Source organism: Tateyamaria sp. GN1-10, from assembly GCF_055693845.1.
Window position 1 is genome coordinate 1 of sequence record NZ_JBVFUR010000002.1, and the last position, 16913, is coordinate 16913.

Sequence of the window (16913 nt, forward strand, 5' to 3'; positions counted from 1 at the left end):
TCATCCCCTAGGGCGGGGTTCACCCCGCCAGCCCACTTATCCCACGACCTACACCGCTTAATTGCATCACCTCCCACCTGTAAGGCGGACGTGTCGTCCGCCAAAGGCAGCACGCAATGACAGCCGAAAGCTGGCATAACGCGGCCCTCGCCCTGCGCCTCCTGGCCCTCGACCCCGCAGGCCTTGGCGGCGCGGTCATACGCATGCGCGCCAGCCCCGACCGCGACGCGCTACTCGCAGGCTTCACCCCTTCCCTGCCCATCCGCAAACTGCCCGTCACCATCTCAGACGAACAACTCTTTGGCGGTATCGACCTAAGCGCGACACTTTCATCTTCCCAAGTCATTGAAAATAAATCATTTTTCAGCGCGCCTTGCATAGCTCAACTCCCAATGGCCGAACGCTGCCCGCCAGCCCTCGCAGCCAAACTCTCTCAACTCACGGATCAGTCTCTAACACAGGGCTTTTTGCTCCTGGACGAAGGGATCGAACCCGACGAACGCACCCCCGATCCGCTTGCTGATCGTTGCGCCTTCCATCTCTCGCCCGAGGGGCGAAAACCATCTGTCCCCGCGGGGACACCCCAATCTGTCCCCGCGGGGACAGCGGTAAAAACGGCAGACGCGATCTTGCAGCTCACCCTGCTCGCCACTCGCTTCGGCATCGCATCCCTCAGGGCTCCCACCCTCGCCCTGCGCACCGCGCGCGCCCACGCGCACTACATGGGCCGAGCGCACCTTACAGACGCCGACGTCGAGGTTGCCGCAACCCTCGTTTATCCGCATCGCGCAACCGTGATCCCAGAGGACATGGAGGACCGGGAAAGCCCCCCTCCACCACCTTCAAATGATGATTGTCCCCGCGGGGACAACCAGGAAAACGACGCATTCCCGGACACGGATATGCTGGTCGAAACCGTCAAATCCCTGCTCCCAGCAGACCTCCTAAACGGACTTGTCCCCGCGGGGACAAACCGCACATCCGGCGGTGCTGGCGCCGGTCAAAAACGCAGCAGCAACCGTCGTGGCCGCCCCCTACCCTCGCGGCCCGGACGGCTCGACGGCACCTCCCGCATCGACCTGGTTGCCACGCTGCGCGCCGCCGCCCCGTGGCAACCCCTCCGCCGTCAACAGCAGCCCAACCGCTCGGGCCTCCTCATCCGTCCCTCAGACATCCGTCTGAAACGCTACGCCAAACAATCCGACCGCCTCCTGATCTTCGCGGTGGACGCGTCCGGCTCAGCCGCCGTGTCCAGACTGGGCGAGGCCAAAGGCGCCATCGAACTCCTGCTCGCCGACGCTTACGCTAGCCGCGACCACGTCGCACTCATCTCATTCAGAGGCACCGAGGCCGAAACTCTCCTGCCTCCAACCCGTTCCCTGGTTCAGACCAAACGGCGGCTCTCTGCCCTGCCCGGCGGAGGCGGCACGCCCCTTGCCTCCGGCCTGCAACACGCCCTCCTGCTCGCGCAGCAAAGCGGTGGAAGAGGGCTCACACCGACCGTCATTCTGATCACCGATGGACGCGCAAATATCGCGCTCGACGGCCAAGCAAACCGGGCGCAGGCCGCGCAAGACGCGACCACGATGGCAAGGGCCTTGCGCGGCTCGGGAACGGCTGCTTTGGTGATCGACATGTCCAACCGCCCTCAACCCGCTCTGAAGGATCTGAGCCGCACTTTGGACGCTCCCTACGTTGCCCTCCCGCGCGCTGACGCGCAGCGGCTAAGCGGCGCGGTGCAAGCGGCTTTGGACAGCTAAAACATGGACTGGGCGCAAATTCACACATGGCCCAATTCCGAACTGTCCCGGCGGGGACAAGGACCCGTGCATCGTTGGCATATCCAGGAAACAGGTGCGGGCAAAACACTGCTGATGCTGCACGGTGCCGGGGGATCGACCCACTCCTATGCCGACCTCATACCCACACTCGCACAGAGTCATCACATCGTCGCTCTGGACCTGCCAGGACAGGGATTCACCCAGCTTGGTGCACGACATCGCAGCGGACTTGAGCAGATGGCTGAAGACATTGCCAAACTGTGCGACCAAGAAGGCTGGATCCCCGATGTCATCATTGGCCATTCCGCGGGCGCAGCCGTTGCTTTGAGGCTCGCCGAAAGCGATCTGTCCCCGCGGGGACAAGCGCCCTTGGTCATCGGGATCAATGCCGCATTGGCACAGTTCACTGGGCTTGCCGGGCTTGTCTTTCCCATGATGGCCAAGTTGCTGGCAGCAGTGCCATTCACAGCATCCTTGTTTTCGGGCGCGTCCAATCGACCGGACCGGATCAAGGCGCTTATCAGTTCAACGGGGTCTCAACTGAACGCAGACGGGCTCGAGCTTTATCGCCGACTGGTTGCGGACCGGAACCACGTGGATGGAACGCTGTTGATGATGGCGCAATGGGCGTTGGACCCGCTTCTGGCCCGACTGCCAAATCACCCATCCACCATGCATTTCATCGTCGGGGACAAGGACGCCACTGTGCCGCCCGAGGTGTCAAAAAAGGTAACCTCTCGCATGCATCAGGCCACCCTGCATCGCTTTGCCGAGTTGGGCCATCTTGCCCACGAGGAAGATCCCGAAGGCTTTGCCCAGCTGATCAACAACATTATCGAAAAAGAGTTGGGTTAATTCAATCTGTCCCCGCGGGGACAACCTGCCATCACCACCAAAAAAGCCCGCCGAATTGGCGGGCTTTCTACTTTGTCCCCGCGGGGACAAGTGCGTTAACGCGGCTTACGCATCATTGGGAAAACGATTCCTTTTCTGTGTCTGTCCCCGCGGGGACAGATTACAGATCGAGCTGGTCGAGAAGGGCGCGCACTGCGGCTTCAAGCTTGCGGGGGTCGACCGATCCGAAGTCGCGGTTCATCTGCAATTCGATCTTGCCCTTGGCGCCGATGACCTTCACCGCACCTGCTTTGCGGTTCAGTTTGATTGTGGTCTTAGATGACGTCGAAGGTGCCGTCTGTTCGCTGACAGGCTTGGGCGCCACAACCTTGTTCAGAACGGCCAGCTCGGCAATCGCATCCGTGGGCTTCTGGTGCTCGAGCAGGACGTTCAGTTGTTGGACCGCGCGCGGTTGTTCTTCCAGCGCCTTGATCAGCTTCAGACCGAGGGCGCGAGGGATCGCTTCGGGGAATTGGAGGCGGGGCCCCAGTTTGTCCATCAAGAGACTGAAACTGCCTATGTAGTGACGTTTTTGCCGTCCCGCAGATGCAAAAAGAACGGCGATAGCATCGTTCAATTCAAGGTCCATTTGCCGGGCATAGCTGGCGGCAAGCTGTCCCATCTCGGCGAAGGAGATGTCGCGCCGTACCATGTTTTCGTCGACCATGCGGCGGTAGAGTTTTTCGAGTGCCTCGCCCTTGGCCACGAGGACGGCGGGGATGGAGGCATATTTGTCGTCTCCTGTTTCCTCGTAGAGAGATTTGTAGGCGCTAAGGCGGCGGAAGCCCTGGATCAGTTCGTATCCTTCGCCGGTGTCTTCGACCTGGATCGGGTTGGAGAGGCCCAGATCGCGGATGGAGGTTTTGAGTTCTTCGAGGTCCGGGTCGCGGTTGGTGCTACGGTCGCGGGTCAGTTTTTTCATCGCCACGTCCCCGAGGGGAACGCGGGCAACGATTGCACCATCCCTTTTTAGAGACACATATTCGTGGGCGAGACGGTCATTCTCGGCGCGGATTTCAGCTTCTGCTGAGTGCCGCTCACTAAGAGCTGTGGCGTTTTCCGAGATGGCGGCGGCCATGGGGCCGCGACGGCTTTCCGGGGCAGGGGCTTCTGGCTGTTCTATGTCCAGGCTGGGGCCCGCATCGGGCTCGAAGTCGATGTCGAATACGCGGCGTTTGCTCATGCCTCATCCTCCAATTGGTCCCAGGCTGTTCCCAGGTTGGTTTTGAATTCTTCATAGGCCCGGTCAAACGAGGCGCGGGCGCGGCGCCAGGTTTCACGGGTCATATCGCGGTAGTCCATTTCGTAGATACTGCTGAGGAACCGCCCGGATTGTTCGACAGCGCGGGTCATCTCGATCGGGTGTTCGCAGACGCGATCCCCGAAAACCTTTTGGAACGCGCCCTGCATGGCGCGATGGAGTTCGTTGCCCGGTTCGTAGCGGGTGAGCAGGAAGCGCAGGTCGAGGAAGGTCTTGGGTAGGGTCATTGTCCCCGCGGGGACAAGGCCGTTGAAGCGGCTGAGATCTTCGAGCGCTTCGGAGAGCTGGCCGATGAAAGACGTGGTTGAGTCGTATTCCCAGTAGCCAGGGCCGGAGGGGATGTAGAGCACGTCGGCGGCGAAGACGGCATTCATCGATTGGTAGCCGATGGCGGGCGGGCAGTCGAAGAGGATGAGGTCGTAGGTGTCAGGCGCGATCTGGTCGAGGAAGCGCGAGACGGCGGCGAAGAAGGACCATTCGGGGTTGATGTGCCTGTACTGGGCGGAGGCAAATTCGACAAAGGCCGCGTTGGCGCAGCTTGGCACGATGTCGATGGTGGGCCAGTTCGTGGGCTTTATGAAATCGCTGGCGCGCAGGTCGTTGAGCCCCATGTCGGTAATGGCGGCGGGCAGTTTGCGCTGGGGCAGGGCGGTGCCTGATTCCGCGCCGCGCAGGGCGGAGTTCATACGGTCGGTCTCGTGCCCCAGATCGCGGGCCATGATGCCCCAGACGGTGTATTCTTCGGCCACGTCGCTGAGGCCCATGGAGTGGCTGAGCGTGGCCTGTGGGTCGAAGTCAACACACAGCACGCGGTAGCCGTCGAGAGCGGCGGCGTGGGCGAAGTGGAGGGCTGTTGTGGACTTGCCCGCGCCCCCTTTGAAATTGGCGATGGCGGCGCGGATCGCGCGCTTGTTCGCCGGGCGGTGGGGCATGAGCGATTTGCGGTTCACCTTGATGCGGCGGCGCAACTCGTTGATTTCTTCGAGCGTGTACCAGCGTTGGCGGCCGTCTTCTTCGACGATGCCCTGGGGCAGAGAGGGGTCAGCGCCGAGGCGACCGCGCAGGGTGGATTGGTTGGCCTTGAAGATGAGTTCCGCCACCTCCCAGCTTGAGAAGCGGCGAAGCGTTTTTTCGCTTTCGGGAGAGTAGGTTTGCTGGCGGATAAAGCCCTGCATTTTGAGGGATTGCGCCTGGAGTTGGGCGAGGTCTGTGTGCGTGAACATGCGCTGCCTGTACGTTTGTCCCCGCGGGGACAGGTGGTTTTTTGGCCCCGTGGGGACGCTAATTCTGCTCATTTCCAGATTTACGCTGATTTTGCGGAAAAAGCAAAAGGGGAATATGTCTGTCCCCGCGGGGACAGATCGGGCGTTGCGCCATGGAAGCAGGTGCAATGGTTGTGATTCTGTGATGGACGCGACCGCTGTGTTGACCGACCAGATTTGGGGGGACAGTTTTTTGCCTTCCACCATCTATTGGGTGACAAAAGGGTTGGAATAGGGGACAAACAGGATGTCCCCCAATACCATTTAAACCTGTTTTTCTTTTGAAATTGGTTTGGGTCTGACAGGTTATCCACATCCGCCCTTGACAGAATCGCAGCTTCGGACGCAAATCAGGGGCAGAGACGGAAAAGCGGCCAGAACCGCGGGGAAACCCACCGTTGGCAGGTGTTGTTCGGTGTAATCCGGACAGTTTTCAAAAATGAGGGCAGTGATGCAAACGCTGAGGCCGGTGGGCCGGGGCGCGTCTGCGCGCAAATACGATATTCTGACAGCCTTGGGTGCCTTTGCGTTGGCGCAGGGCAAGCATGAGCAGCGCCGTGTTCTGCGGCTGATGACGCTGATCACGGCGCGCTACAACTGGGCGCGGGACGAGCTGGCCGTGGGGCAGCGCGAGATTGCGCGGCTGTGGTCTGTGGACGAGCGCACGGTGAAACGCGAAATGGCGCTGTTGCGTGCCCGGGGCTGGTTGGTCGTGAAGCGACAGGGTGCGCGGGGGCGTGTATCTGAGCATGGTTTGGATCTGGAGCGCGTGTTGCTGGATACGGAGGCGTATTGGGCGGCTGTGGGGCCGGATTTCGAGTTGCGTATGGGGGCTGCGGAGGAGGAGGCGCTGAAGGTGGTGCCTTTGCCGGTGAAAGGGGCCGTGGCTGCGCCGGATGTGTCGAAGGGGACGGAGTGGTCCTTGGCCCAGGCGGTTTTGCATGCGGAGGATGCCGGCGTGTACGCGTCGTGGATTGCCGGGCTGGAGCGGGTTGAGCGGGCAGGGGGGCGGTTGACCCTGCGCGCGCCGTCGCGCTTTCACGGAGCCTATGTACAGACGCATCTGGAGCGGCGGGTTTTGGCGGCGTGTCGCGAAGTGGATGGCGATGTGAGCGAGGTGCGGATCGTTGTCTGAGTTTGTGGAGCATCTGCGGCTGATGGCGCGGTACAACGCATGGCAGAACGGGTCGCTTATGGCAGCGGCGGATACGTTGAGTGATGCGGAGCGGTGGCAGGATCGGGGGCGTTTTTCGGCTCTATTGCGGCCACTTTCAATCATGTGCTGTGGGATGATGCGCTGTGGTTGGCCCGCTTTGCCGCGGATACGCGGCCTGAGTTGAGCGTACCTGTGTCTTTGGAGGCGCCGCGAGATTGGGATGTGTTCAAGGGGTTACGAACTGAGCGGGATGCGGAGGTGTCGGCGTGGGCCGAAGGTCTTGCTTCATCCGATTTGGAGGGCGTGATTGCGTGGTATCCTGGGGGAGGGGATATGCGGGTTGAGAAACCGGCGGCGGTGTGTTTTGCGCATCTGTTCAATCATCAGACACACCACCGGGGGCAAATTCATGGGATGTTGACGGCGGCGGGGGCACGTCCTGAGCCGACCGACTTGCCGATGTTGGGGTAGGAGGGGCGCTGCCCCCGGCGCTTTGCGCCTCCCCTGTCGTACTATAGGTCAGAAGAAGCTGGGCGGCGTCATTGTCACATGAGAGTTCTGAACCAGCTGAAATTGTTGGAAACATTGCTGTCTGACATTTCGGTCATTCAGAGAATAGTTTTGGCGAACATGGGCAAAGCTCATCTGGAACGCTGGAAGGTCGAGTGCGCGGACTCACCAAACCCGTTATTCTCAACGGAGACCGCACAACAGGGCCGCTCCATATTGGCCACTTCGTAGGTTCGCTTGCAAATCGATTGGCCTACCAAGACAGCCATGGCGACCTTGTGGGTGCCGGCCCTGGCATCGTCTGCTTTGGGCGAAGCGTTCGTCGAACCAAGTCCGCATGTCGATTTCAGGGGGAACTGAGGCGCTGGCTTGCCTCGCTTGGGACAACCGAGGTGGGATGAATCTCAGAGCGTCTGTAAAATATCGCTGGCCGCACTGATCACCGTTTCGATGTCAGAGCCCAGGTCAAAATACATCGGCAGACGCACCAGTGTGTCTGCCACATGATCTGTGACTGGCAAGGGCCCGGTGGTTCGGCCAAACCTAAGCCCTGCAGGCGCGCTGTGCAGCGGGACATAATGGAAGGGTGTGTTTATGTCCCGCTTGCCCATCTCTTTGATAAACTGATTGCGCGCCTCCAGATCGGGCAACCGCAAATAGAACATGTGCCCGTTGCCAACACTGTGCGGAGGCACTTTGGTGCGTGTGACCTTTTCCTGCATCTCAAATGGGGCAAAGGCCTGCATATAGGTGTCGAAGATGGCCTGCCGCCTGGTCAGGATCGTGTCGTGCGCCTCAAGCTGAGCATACAGATACGCTGCGATAAGCTCGCCAGGGGAGTAGGATGAACCGACATCGACCCAAGTGTATTTGTCGACCTGCCCACTGGAGAACTGCGATCGGTCAGTACCCTTTTCGCAAATGATTTCGGCGCGCTCAAAAAGGTTCTCCCGGTTTAGCGTCAGTGCGCCACCTTCGCCGCTGGTAATGTTCTTGGTTTCGTGGAAGCTCAGGGTTGCCATGTCCCCAAGACTGCCCGCAAGACGGCCTTTATAGGTGGCACCAAGCGCTTGAGCCGCGTCCTCGACCAGCATCAGATCATGCGCTTTGGCAATTTCGGAAAGCGCATCCATATCAGCCGGGAAGCCCGCATAGTGCACTACAAAAATAGCGCGTGTGCGGGGCGTGACATGTTTGGCCACCTCTGTGGGATCCATATTGAGTGTAAGGGGGGCGATATCAACAAAGATTGGAGTTGCATGACGGAGCACTACGGCGTTGGCCGTCGAAACAAAGGTAAAGGACGGCATGATGACCTCGTCCCCCGGGCCGAGGTCACATAGGACTGCTGCCATCTCAAGCGCCGCCGTACAGGAATGGGTGATCAAGGCTTTGGGTGACGTTGTGAGCTTGCAGATCATTTCTTGGCACTTGCCAGTATAAGTCCCATCACTCGCGAGTTGCCCAAGGCGCACCGCATCCCGGATATACTTGATTTCATTCCCGGTCAGGCTGAGGCGGTTAAATGGGATGTGCCGCACCACAGAGGTCTCCGTTGTTTTCAACAGTCCATGAAAAACACAATGACTGCGCACTGGTGGGTGCGAAATGTGCAGTCGAATATCTCCAGATACTCCTTACTGCCTTGAAAATAATATATTTTTTACAGAGCAATAATTGGCGCTTTTTAACAAAGCTGATGAAAATCCAGAGCCTTTTGAAATGAAGTAACATACAGATATTCCGCTCCGGCGTGAATTCACATGATCGCTCATCGTACAAATCCACATCTTATATAGGTTGCTCAGCCACTGATCAGTATCCGACGCTTTGGGGTACTGTAGAAAGCTGGATGGCACGGTGCAGGGTTTTGCTTTTTCGCGCGGCTGACTCTCCGCCTGTCATGGTTAGCTTGGCACGTCGTCCCGCAGCCATTGGAAGACCCATGTTTCCGAGAGCCGTTGCGTGTCATCGGCGACATGGGCGGTGAGTTCGATCAGGTCGTGATCCTGCCCGTCGATGTCGATGAACAGGCGCCAGGTTGGGACCGCCGCACCTGTGACCTTGTGCAGGACCATGCCGTCGATCTCTCCGGCGGAGTGGGTGATGATCGGGGTCACGTCAGCGTCTTCGGGCATGGACCCGAGCGCGCCGCCCTGGAAATCCACCACGAATTTGCGCAGGTTGGGGTTGTCCAGTGGGACGCCCGAGGGGCCGCCGATGCCTGCGAGCGTGCCTTGAACCCATGCAAGGTCGCCTGAGGGCGGTAGGTCGCCCCAGTGCATGCGGTAGCTGTAGGTGCGGCTTTCCCCGGCTTGCGGTGCGGTCTTGGGCACCCAGAAGGCGACGATGTTGTCGTCAATCTCAAGCTCAGCGGGGATTTCCACGAGGCGCACGATGCCCGGTCCCCAATCGTTCAGGGGTTCGATCATCACGGAGGGGCGGTCGTGGTAGCGCGCGCCTGCGTCCTGGTAGTCCTCATAGGTGCGGTCGCGCTGGATCAGGCCGAACTGAGCCATGTTCGGTTCGTTGAAATAGGAGCTGGACACGCGGGGCGGGTTGTTGAGCGGGCGCACAATCACGTTGCCGTCCTTGCGGATGATCTTGAGCGCTTCGCTGTCGTGCACCTGCCGGCGGAAGTCGTCGAAATCCCGTTCGGAGTGTTCGGCGAAATAGAACATTGAGGTGAGGGGGCCGAGGCCGAGTTGCGGGACCGCTTCGCGGAAGAACAGCGTTGCTTCGACGTCCATGGTGGTGTCGTCGCCGGGTGTGATCGTGAACTTGTAGGCCCCGGTGACCGAGGCGCTGTCGAGGGCCGCGTAGACCGTCAGTGACGTGTCCGTTGCCTTGGGCTTTTCCAGCCAGAATTCGGAGAAGCGGGGGAACTCTTCGGGTCCGTTCAGCCATGTGTTGATGGCGAGGCCACGGGCGGAGAGGCCATAACTGTTGCCGCGACCCAAGGCGCGGAAATAACTGGCGCCGAGGAACGTGACCACTTCGTCAAACTTGTCGGGCGTGTTGAGCGGGTGGGTGAGTTTCAGGCCCGCGATGCCTGATAGTTCGGCGTGGTCTGGAACCCGTGTGCCCACATCGTTGCGATATTCGAAATCGTCGGTTGAGAAAGTGAGCGGGCGGGCGGTGCCATCCGTGACTTCGTGGATTTGCACCGGTTCTTTGAACAGCCAGCCGGGATGGAAGGATGAGACATGGAAGGGCAGGGGGGTGTCGGACCACCGCGCGGCTTCCGGCCGGAAATAGATGTTGCGGTAATCGTCATAGGTGAGGTTCTGGAGGAAATTGTCCAACGGCGGGGGCGGCGTGTCAGGCTCATGCGCCCGCGCCTGCATCCGCGCCTTGAGCCAATCAAAGGAGAACGCTTGCCCTGTGGCCTGGCCGAGCACCGTTCGTGGCAGGGCGACGCCTGCCAGAAGCGTGGCAAGGGCGCTGCGGCGCGTCATGTGGGCTGTGAGGGCCATTGTTGTTCTCTGGTTTGGTATTCAATGCGGAGACAGATGCAAAGTCCGTGCGGTGGCGTCCAGTCCCTTGTCGTCACTTTTGTTCAGCGCGCATTCACATCCCCGCCATTGCCCAGCCCAATCGGCGGGAATGCGCCACATGTACAAAAGGCCGCCGGGGGTCCGACGGCCTTTGTTGACTGTATCCGGGTTCGGCTTAGCTGCCGCCGTCAGCCTGCAGAGAGGCGAGGTAGGCGTAGAGGTTCACTGCGTCCTCTTCCTTGCGAACCTTGTAGGTCATCTTGCTGCGACCCTTGTCGCCGGTGACCTCACGCAAGTAGGCCGTAGGGTCCTGGGCATAGGCCACGAACACTTCTTCGGTGATCACGAGGCCTTCCATCTCGGCTGCGAGCTGGTTGATGTCGGAGTAGCGGAAGCCTTCGACCATGCCGAACTGGCCGCCTGCGATCCCGTAGAGGTTCGGGCCGGTCTTGGCGTTGCGGCCTGCCAGCGTGTCGCCTGATCTCGTTTTGGACGACGTGGCACGAGATGCATTGGCGGAATGCCTTTTCCCCTTCGGCGACGTCGCCGGAGGCTGCGTGGCCGTCAGCAAATGCGGGCACGGCCAGCGTGGCAGTTGTGGCTGCGATGGCAAGTGTGCGGAACATGTGAATCTCCTTCCAAAGTTCTTCGCAAGAACGTAGCGGCTTCGTGATCAAGTCAACAGTAACTTTGACTTGATCCACGGATCGGCGGGAAATGTAGGCGGGTTTTCCCCTGTCAGGCGACGGCGTGGGCAATAGCGCACTGTTTCCATAGGTCTTTTAGCGCCATGACAAGGTGTTCTATGTCCTCCGTGCTGTGCAGGGGGGACGGGGTGAACCGCAGCCGCTCCGTGCCCTTGGGGACCGTGGGATAATTGATGGGCTGCACGTAGATCCCGTATTTCTGCATCAGGTAGTCCGACAACATCCGGCATTTGACCGGGTCCTTGATCATCACCGGGATGATGTGACTGAGGTTGTCCATATGAGGGATCCCCTCCTGGTCCAGCCGTTTGCGCAGGTAGGCGACGCGCTTGCGTTGTTCGATGCGTTCCTGGTCCGATTGCTTGAGGTGGCGGATGGACGTACGCGCCGCTGATGCGACGGCAGGCGGCAGGGCGGTTGTGAAGATGAAGCCGCTTGAGAACGAGCGGATGAAGTCGCACATCGCATCTGAGCCGGTGATGTAGCCGCCCACCACGCCGTAGGCCTTGCCAAGTGTGCCCTCGATCAGGGTGATGCGGTCGGCCAGCCCTTCCTGCTCCGAGATACCCCCGCCGCGCGGGCCGTAGAGGCCGACGGCGTGCACTTCGTCCAGATACGTCATGGCGCCGTGCTTTTCGGCCACTTCGACGATTTCCTGCATGGGGCAGATGTCGCCGTCCATCGAGTAGACGCTCTCAAACGCGACGATCTTGGGGGCGTTGGCAGGCAGGGACGCCAGCTTGCGATCAAGGTCTTCGGGATCGTTGTGTTTCCAGATCACCTTGTTGGCCCGTGAGTGGCGGATGCCTTCGATCATGGAGGCGTGGTTCAGTTCGTCCGACAGGATCACTGCGTCGGGCAGGCGGCTGCCCAGTGTCGAGAGGGCGGCCCAATTCGACACGTAGCCCGAGGTGAACAGGAGTGCGCTTTCCTTGCCGTGCAGGTCAGCCAGTTCCGCTTCGAGCAGCTTGTGCGCGTGGTTCGTGCCCGAGATGTTGCGCGTGCCCCCTGCGCCTGCGCCGTAGAGGTCCACCGCGTCTTTCATCGCCTTGGTGACGCTTTCGTGCTGGCCCATGCCGAGGTAGTCGTTTGAACACCACACCGTCACTTCATCGGGGGCTTCAGGGTCGTGGCACTTGGCCTTGGGAAAGGCCCCGGCCTTCCGTTCCAGTTCCGCGAAAATGCGATAGTTCCCCTCGTCCTTCAGCGCGTCGATTTGGCTTTGGAACAATACATCAAAGTCCATGATGTCCCCCTTGTGGTGTCGAGTTCTTGGTTGGTTTGGGCGCAGGCAGCATCCAGCGCCAGAGCCGTTCGTCGGGGATGGGTAGGACCATCACCCAGTGTTCGAGGGCCGCGAGGGCCGTGAGTGCGGTGAGCAGGGCAAAGCCCGTGACTGCGCCGGTGGTGTCTGCGGCGTAGAGCCGTTCGAGCCAGCAGGCGGCAGCGAATGTCAGGGCCGTGACCGAAATGGGGAAAAGCCAGTTCATGCCCGCGGTGCGGAAGTGACTGGGCAGGTGGCTGAGAGCTTCGGGTAGAAAATCCACGTGGATGCGGGGGACGCCGAGAAACAGGTTCAGCTTGGCTGAGACGCGGGCGAAGAAGAGCACCGCGAAGGTGTAGAAGGCGAACGGATTGGGCGCGTGCCAGAGGGTGAGGCCCAGAAGGATCAGGGCGGCTGTCAGCAGCATCTCGTGATAGGCGATGGTGCCCCATGCGCGGATGAACCGTTCCCATTCCGCCTTGTGCGGCGGCAGCGGCATGCGGTTGGGGCCGGTGATAACGCCCGTGAGGAAGGCCAGTTCGATCCAGCCCCAGAGGGCGAGGGCCGAGAGGAACGCGACATAGGTGCCGAGGATATCGGTTTGCGTCATGGACCAGTAGGTGCCGTAAGCGCCCAAGATCATAAGGGGCAGGGCGGCGAATGTCGTGGCGCGCCGCGCCCTTTCGCCGGAACGGTCGGCGTATTTTACCGCCATCAGGATGGTGCCGGTGGAGAACCACCAGATGAACAGGGCGATGAGGGCGGCGATCCACGGGGTCATAAGTGTGCCCCCGAAGTGCTGAGGGCAGCGCCCGAGCCTGGATGGGCGCACCCGGCAATAGTGCGGTGTGAGGCGTCGGATTTCCGTAGAACCTGGGTTCGGTGCATGACATTGCCCATGCGCCCTCCCGGGGGGAGGGTCGGGCGCGGCCCGGCTTGAAGCCGGGCACAACAGTTCCACCGGAACGCCATCTTATGTCGACCGACGTGGTTCAATACGCTGGCTCCAAGCGGGTTGACGCAGGCACAACGTGCTTTTTCGCCGGGATCGTGTAGAGCGCCACGAAGGCCGCTGCGGCCCGCAGCTGTGCGCCGATCTTTTTCAGCCCCTTCGCCTCTGCCATGTCGACATTGGCCTTTTGCAGCTTCTCAAGCTGGCGCTGCCAGCGCGGGTGGTCGATGTCGAGCGTGATGGGGAAGATCTGTTCCGACAGTTTCGAGGTCTTGGTGAACACCTCGTGCGCGTACCAGTCGGGCTCGACCCCAAGGGCCTTGTGGAAGGCGGGGCGCTGGTGGTCGCGCACGTACATGGTGGCATAGACCGCTGTCAGGAAGAACTTGATCCAGTAGACGTTCATGCCGGAGGTCAGTTTCGGGTCCGTCTTCATCAGCAGGGCAAAGGCTTCGCCATGAGAGAACTCGTCATTGCACCACTCTTCGAACCATTTGAAGATCGGGTGGAAGCGGTGTTCGGGGTTCGCCTGCAGGTGCCGGAAGATGGTGATGTAGCGGGCGTAGCCGATCTTTTCCGACAGGTAGGTGGCGTAGTAGATGAACTTGGGCCGGAAGTAGGTGTACTTTTTCTTCTGCGTGAGGAACCCGAGGTTCACGCGCAAACCCGCCTCACGCAATGCATCATTGATGAAGCCCGCGTGGCGTGCCTCGTCCCGTGCCATGAGTTGGAACAGCTGGGTAATGTCCTCGTTGTTGCCGCGCCGCTTCATCTCTTTGTAGAGCACGCAGCCCGAAAACTCGGCGGTGCAGGAGCTGATCAAGAAGTCGATGAATTCCTTTTTCAGCTCCGGTTCCATCCCGTCCCAATCGACGGTGTCCCAGTCTTCGTTTTTCTTGAAGTGGCCCTTGTTCGGGTCGGATTCCATTTGCGCGATCAGCTTGTCCCAATCTTCGCGCACCGGGGACACGTCGATTGCGTCCATTTCGTCAAAGTCGGTGGTGTAGAAGCGCGGTGTCAGCAGGGTGTTCTGCATGGCCGTTTCGGTGGCGAATTCGGACGTGAACTGTTCGTCCTGCGCTTGGGCGATGGCCAGCCCTTCCTCGACCGAAGTGGCGTCGGCGGTGTGTTTGCTGTGTCGAACATTCATAGCGTCACCTCTTCGGAGAAGGAGAATTCGCAGAGTTCCATGACTTCGAGATCGCCCGTCAGGCGGGTCCAGAGCCGTTCGAGGCCCGAGGCGCGGACGATCACGGCCTCGCGGTCTTCGGTCACGATTTCACCGAAGGGGGCCATGATTTCTGGCCCTTGCACTTGCACTTCGTCGCCGGGATAGATCACGGCGCCGTTGTTGAACCGCACATGGGCGTGCAGGCTTTCGAACTTGTGGCTGATTTCAACCGTGCACGGGGCACGTTCAATGTCCTTTGTCAGTAGTCCCATGAGGTGGCTTCCTTTCTGGGTCAGGGTTTGCTCAGCAACCTGGCGAAGGTGCGGAGATTGTCGGCGCCAAAGCCCATCAGCTCGGCGCTCCAGTTGGTTTCGGGGTCGTAGAGGGACAGGCGGTTGCCGTCGCGCAGGCGCAGCAGCACCGGGGCGGCGGGATCCGCACCGATCTTGCCCCGTTCGCGTGCGATGACGCGCTCGATGCCGGCAACAAAGCCGCCCTTGTCCGATGAGAAATCCGCCAGAACCGTGCCGTGTGCATCAAGCACGCGGGCCGCCCCCGAAGCATCACCGGACAGGAAGATCGCGCGTTCCGTGATGATTTCTGTTTGCGGCGGTGTGCTTTCCAGAGGTCGGTCCGTGAGGGTGGCAATTGTGACCAGTGAAAGGACAATGAGCAGCAGGGCGAGGACCGCGCGGATCAGGATGCGCGGGACAAGTTCATCCTCCTTGGCGTGGATGCGGGGGCTGTCGGCGTGTGACATGGCGCTTACTCCGCCGCGACGGCGCCGCCGGGGGCAACGCGGGTGATTTGGGGTGTTGTGATCCGCGCCTCGGCCGCGTCGGCGAGGATGCGGGCCACGTTTTCGGCATCCGGAATGCAGCGCAGGGCGGGCTGCGTGCTGCCGAACCGCCAAGGCCGCGCATGGGGCCAGAGGACGAGGTAGCTGATTTTGGTCTGACCTGTGGTGTCGAGCGCGATGGTGCCCGTCCCGTTCTTGCGCAGATCGAGCGCTGCGTTGCCCAGTTCGCGATAGGGCAGGTTGATCGTGAGTGTCAGGGCCGCCCCGATCCGCATGGCGATCCGCGACGTGGTGATCGTGTACATCGTCGCCCGCGCCTGGATCAGCGCGATAGCATAGAGCAGGCCGCAAACCACCAGCCCGAGGATCGCGACAGGCAGGGTCGCCCCGATCGCTTGTCCGATGGGCAACAGGTCGACGACCGAGATGAACCGCCATGCGGCGAGGATGGCGAAGTAGCCGATGATCCAGTTCAGGTTCAGCGCCTCGCGGGCGAGCGCGAGGGTGTCGGGCCTGCCTTGCCACAGGATCTGTTCGCCCTCGGGCGGGCGTTCGGGGAGCCCTTCGATAGGCTCGACTGCGAAATCATCATGGGACATGGCGCACGTTCCCTTCCTTGGTTTCGGGGGTCTTGCATTTGAACTGGTATGCCCGGGGTTCAGCCCCGGGCCGCGCCCGACCCTCCCCCCGGGAGGGCGCATGGGTTATGTCACGCATCGAACTCGCGAACGCCTTGCCGCAGTCAGAGTGTCTAGAAATCATGTCGAGAGCGCCCACCCAGGGTCGGGCGCGTCCCTTTTCGCAAAGTGACGAAGACGCACGCGCCAGCCGCCGGGGTGCCCCGGGGCCTTGCCAGGATATGGCGCGTGCGTGTTGCATCAGAGCTTGGGCTCTTGTCGGCTGCTGTCGGCATAGAGGACACCGCCGCCGTAGTAGCCACTGATCTTTTCCTCTTCGAGCATGGTCACCTGCGTGGCGCTTGCGTGCTGTGGCACGGTGGCAAAGTGCTTGCCATAGAGCGTGCGCACGACAACCCGGTCGGATTTGATCCGCGCCAGTGTCAGCGGCACCAGTCGATTGCCCGTGCCCCATTTGGCGTCCAGCGTGTATTCGAGATAGCGCACAAGCTGCTCGGGCTCGTCGATCCACATATCGACAACCTTGCCCACAACCTCGCCGTCCCCGGACATCAGTGGCAGCCCACGCGGGTCGCGGCCCGTGGCAAAACGGAAGCTGTCATTGGCGGACATCGGAATGATCTTGGGGTGGCCGTGGCCGTCCAGCTCGGGCACGTCGCGGCGCGGGGCCCAGCTGGCCGGGCCAACGCCGTCCAGCATCGGATCGCCCGTAGGCTCCAGAGGGTAGCCATTGCCTGGGCCGGTGCGCTTCATGGGAATGTCGGCGCGTTCGGGCGTTTGGCCCGACGGGACAGTCACGGTGCCACGCCCGTGGGGCAGTTCAAAGCTTTTATCTTCCGGCAGGGGGAACAGGCCGGAATTGGACGAGGCGTTGCCTTCGTCATCTTCCAGCGGATAGCCCTCGCGCATGTTCTCGCGCTGGATGTAGATGATCAGCCCGGCAAAGAAGATGTAGAACAACCAGAGCGCCAGCGACGCAAGGTCGAATTCGCCAAAGAATGTTGCGGTCATGACAAATGTC

At 60.9% G+C, this 16913-nt stretch carries 16 protein-coding genes; 4 read left to right on the forward strand and 12 right to left on the reverse strand.

Annotation, left to right across the window (positions count from 1 at the left end; all coding sequences use genetic code 11):
- Window positions 1-116: 116 nt before the first annotated feature.
- Together ACZ1HN_RS00060 and bchO are read left to right on the forward strand one after the other, a co-directional pair.
- On the forward strand, window positions 117-1760 hold the full coding sequence (locus tag ACZ1HN_RS00060; protein WP_472725957.1) for a magnesium chelatase subunit D: 1644 nt from the start codon (window positions 117-119) through the stop codon (window positions 1758-1760).
- A gap of 3 nt (window positions 1761-1763) precedes the next feature.
- Complete coding sequence (bchO, locus tag ACZ1HN_RS00065) at window positions 1764-2636, forward strand: alpha/beta fold hydrolase BchO (RefSeq protein ID WP_472725958.1); 873 nt, start codon at window positions 1764-1766, stop codon at window positions 2634-2636.
- Window positions 2637-2796: 160 nt separating this feature from the next.
- Here the strand turns inward: bchO and ACZ1HN_RS00070 are convergent, their stop codons facing one another.
- Both ACZ1HN_RS00070 and ACZ1HN_RS00075 read right to left on the reverse strand, forming a co-directional pair.
- Complete coding sequence (locus ACZ1HN_RS00070; RefSeq protein WP_472725959.1) at window positions 2797-3858, reverse strand: ParB/RepB/Spo0J family partition protein; 1062 nt, start codon at window positions 3856-3858, stop codon at window positions 2797-2799.
- Window positions 3855-5159 carry an AAA family ATPase gene (locus ACZ1HN_RS00075; protein ID WP_299209906.1) on the reverse strand — a complete coding sequence of 435 codons (1305 nt, stop codon included), beginning with the start codon at window positions 5157-5159 and terminating at the stop codon, window positions 3855-3857. The genes ACZ1HN_RS00070 and ACZ1HN_RS00075 overlap by 4 nt, the downstream gene beginning before the upstream one ends.
- Before the next feature lie 490 nt (window positions 5160-5649).
- On the opposite strand from ACZ1HN_RS00075, the gene ACZ1HN_RS00080 reads away from it, so the two are divergent.
- Together ACZ1HN_RS00080 and ACZ1HN_RS00085 are read left to right on the forward strand one after the other, a co-directional pair.
- Window positions 5650-6333 (forward strand): hypothetical protein, encoded by a 684-nt coding sequence (locus ACZ1HN_RS00080; protein WP_472725960.1) that lies wholly within the window; start codon window positions 5650-5652, stop codon window positions 6331-6333.
- Window positions 6334-6426: 93 nt separating this feature from the next.
- Entirely contained in the window at window positions 6427-6825 is a 399-nt protein-coding gene (locus ACZ1HN_RS00085; RefSeq protein ID WP_472725961.1) for a DinB family protein, read from the forward strand.
- Window positions 6826-7268: 443 nt separating this feature from the next.
- On the opposite strand, the gene rffA is transcribed toward ACZ1HN_RS00085, so the two are convergent.
- From rffA to puhA, 10 genes are all read right to left on the reverse strand, one after another.
- A complete protein-coding gene (gene rffA, locus ACZ1HN_RS00090; RefSeq protein WP_472725962.1) occupies window positions 7269-8408 on the reverse strand; it encodes a dTDP-4-amino-4,6-dideoxygalactose transaminase in 1140 nt (379 codons plus the stop codon).
- Between the two features lie 363 nt (window positions 8409-8771).
- Window positions 8772-10340 (reverse strand): OpgD/OpgG family glucan biosynthesis protein, encoded by a 1569-nt coding sequence (locus ACZ1HN_RS00095; RefSeq protein ID WP_472725963.1) that lies wholly within the window; start codon window positions 10338-10340, stop codon window positions 8772-8774.
- 196 nt (window positions 10341-10536) lie between these two features.
- Window positions 10537-10932 (reverse strand): c-type cytochrome, encoded by a 396-nt coding sequence (locus tag ACZ1HN_RS00100; RefSeq protein ID WP_472725964.1) that lies wholly within the window; start codon window positions 10930-10932, stop codon window positions 10537-10539.
- A gap of 167 nt (window positions 10933-11099) precedes the next feature.
- A complete protein-coding gene (gene hemA / locus ACZ1HN_RS00105) occupies window positions 11100-12314 on the reverse strand; it encodes a 5-aminolevulinate synthase (protein WP_472725965.1) in 1215 nt (404 codons plus the stop codon).
- The gene (gene puhE / locus ACZ1HN_RS00110; protein WP_472725966.1) at window positions 12304-13113 is read right to left on the reverse strand and encodes a putative photosynthetic complex assembly protein PuhE; all 810 of its coding nucleotides are present in this window, start codon (window positions 13111-13113) and stop codon (window positions 12304-12306) included. Before puhE ends, hemA begins: the two co-directional genes overlap by 11 nt.
- A 211-nt stretch (window positions 13114-13324) precedes the next feature.
- Entirely contained in the window at window positions 13325-14434 is a 1110-nt protein-coding gene (gene acsF / locus ACZ1HN_RS00115; protein WP_472725967.1) for a magnesium-protoporphyrin IX monomethyl ester (oxidative) cyclase, read from the reverse strand.
- Window positions 14431-14727, reverse strand: coding sequence for a hypothetical protein (locus tag ACZ1HN_RS00120; RefSeq protein ID WP_299209876.1), 297 nt, complete (start codon window positions 14725-14727; stop codon window positions 14431-14433). Before ACZ1HN_RS00120 ends, acsF begins: the two co-directional genes overlap by 4 nt.
- A gap of 20 nt (window positions 14728-14747) precedes the next feature.
- The gene (gene puhC / locus ACZ1HN_RS00125) at window positions 14748-15215 is read right to left on the reverse strand and encodes a photosynthetic complex assembly protein PuhC (protein WP_472725968.1); all 468 of its coding nucleotides are present in this window, start codon (window positions 15213-15215) and stop codon (window positions 14748-14750) included.
- A gap of 5 nt (window positions 15216-15220) precedes the next feature.
- On the reverse strand, window positions 15221-15853 hold the full coding sequence (gene puhB / locus ACZ1HN_RS00130; protein ID WP_472725969.1) for a photosynthetic complex putative assembly protein PuhB: 633 nt from the start codon (window positions 15851-15853) through the stop codon (window positions 15221-15223).
- 279 nt (window positions 15854-16132) lie between these two features.
- Window positions 16133-16903, reverse strand: a complete 771-nt coding sequence (puhA, locus tag ACZ1HN_RS00135; RefSeq protein ID WP_472725970.1) for a photosynthetic reaction center subunit H — start codon at window positions 16901-16903, stop codon at window positions 16133-16135.
- Window positions 16904-16913 lie beyond the last annotated feature (10 nt).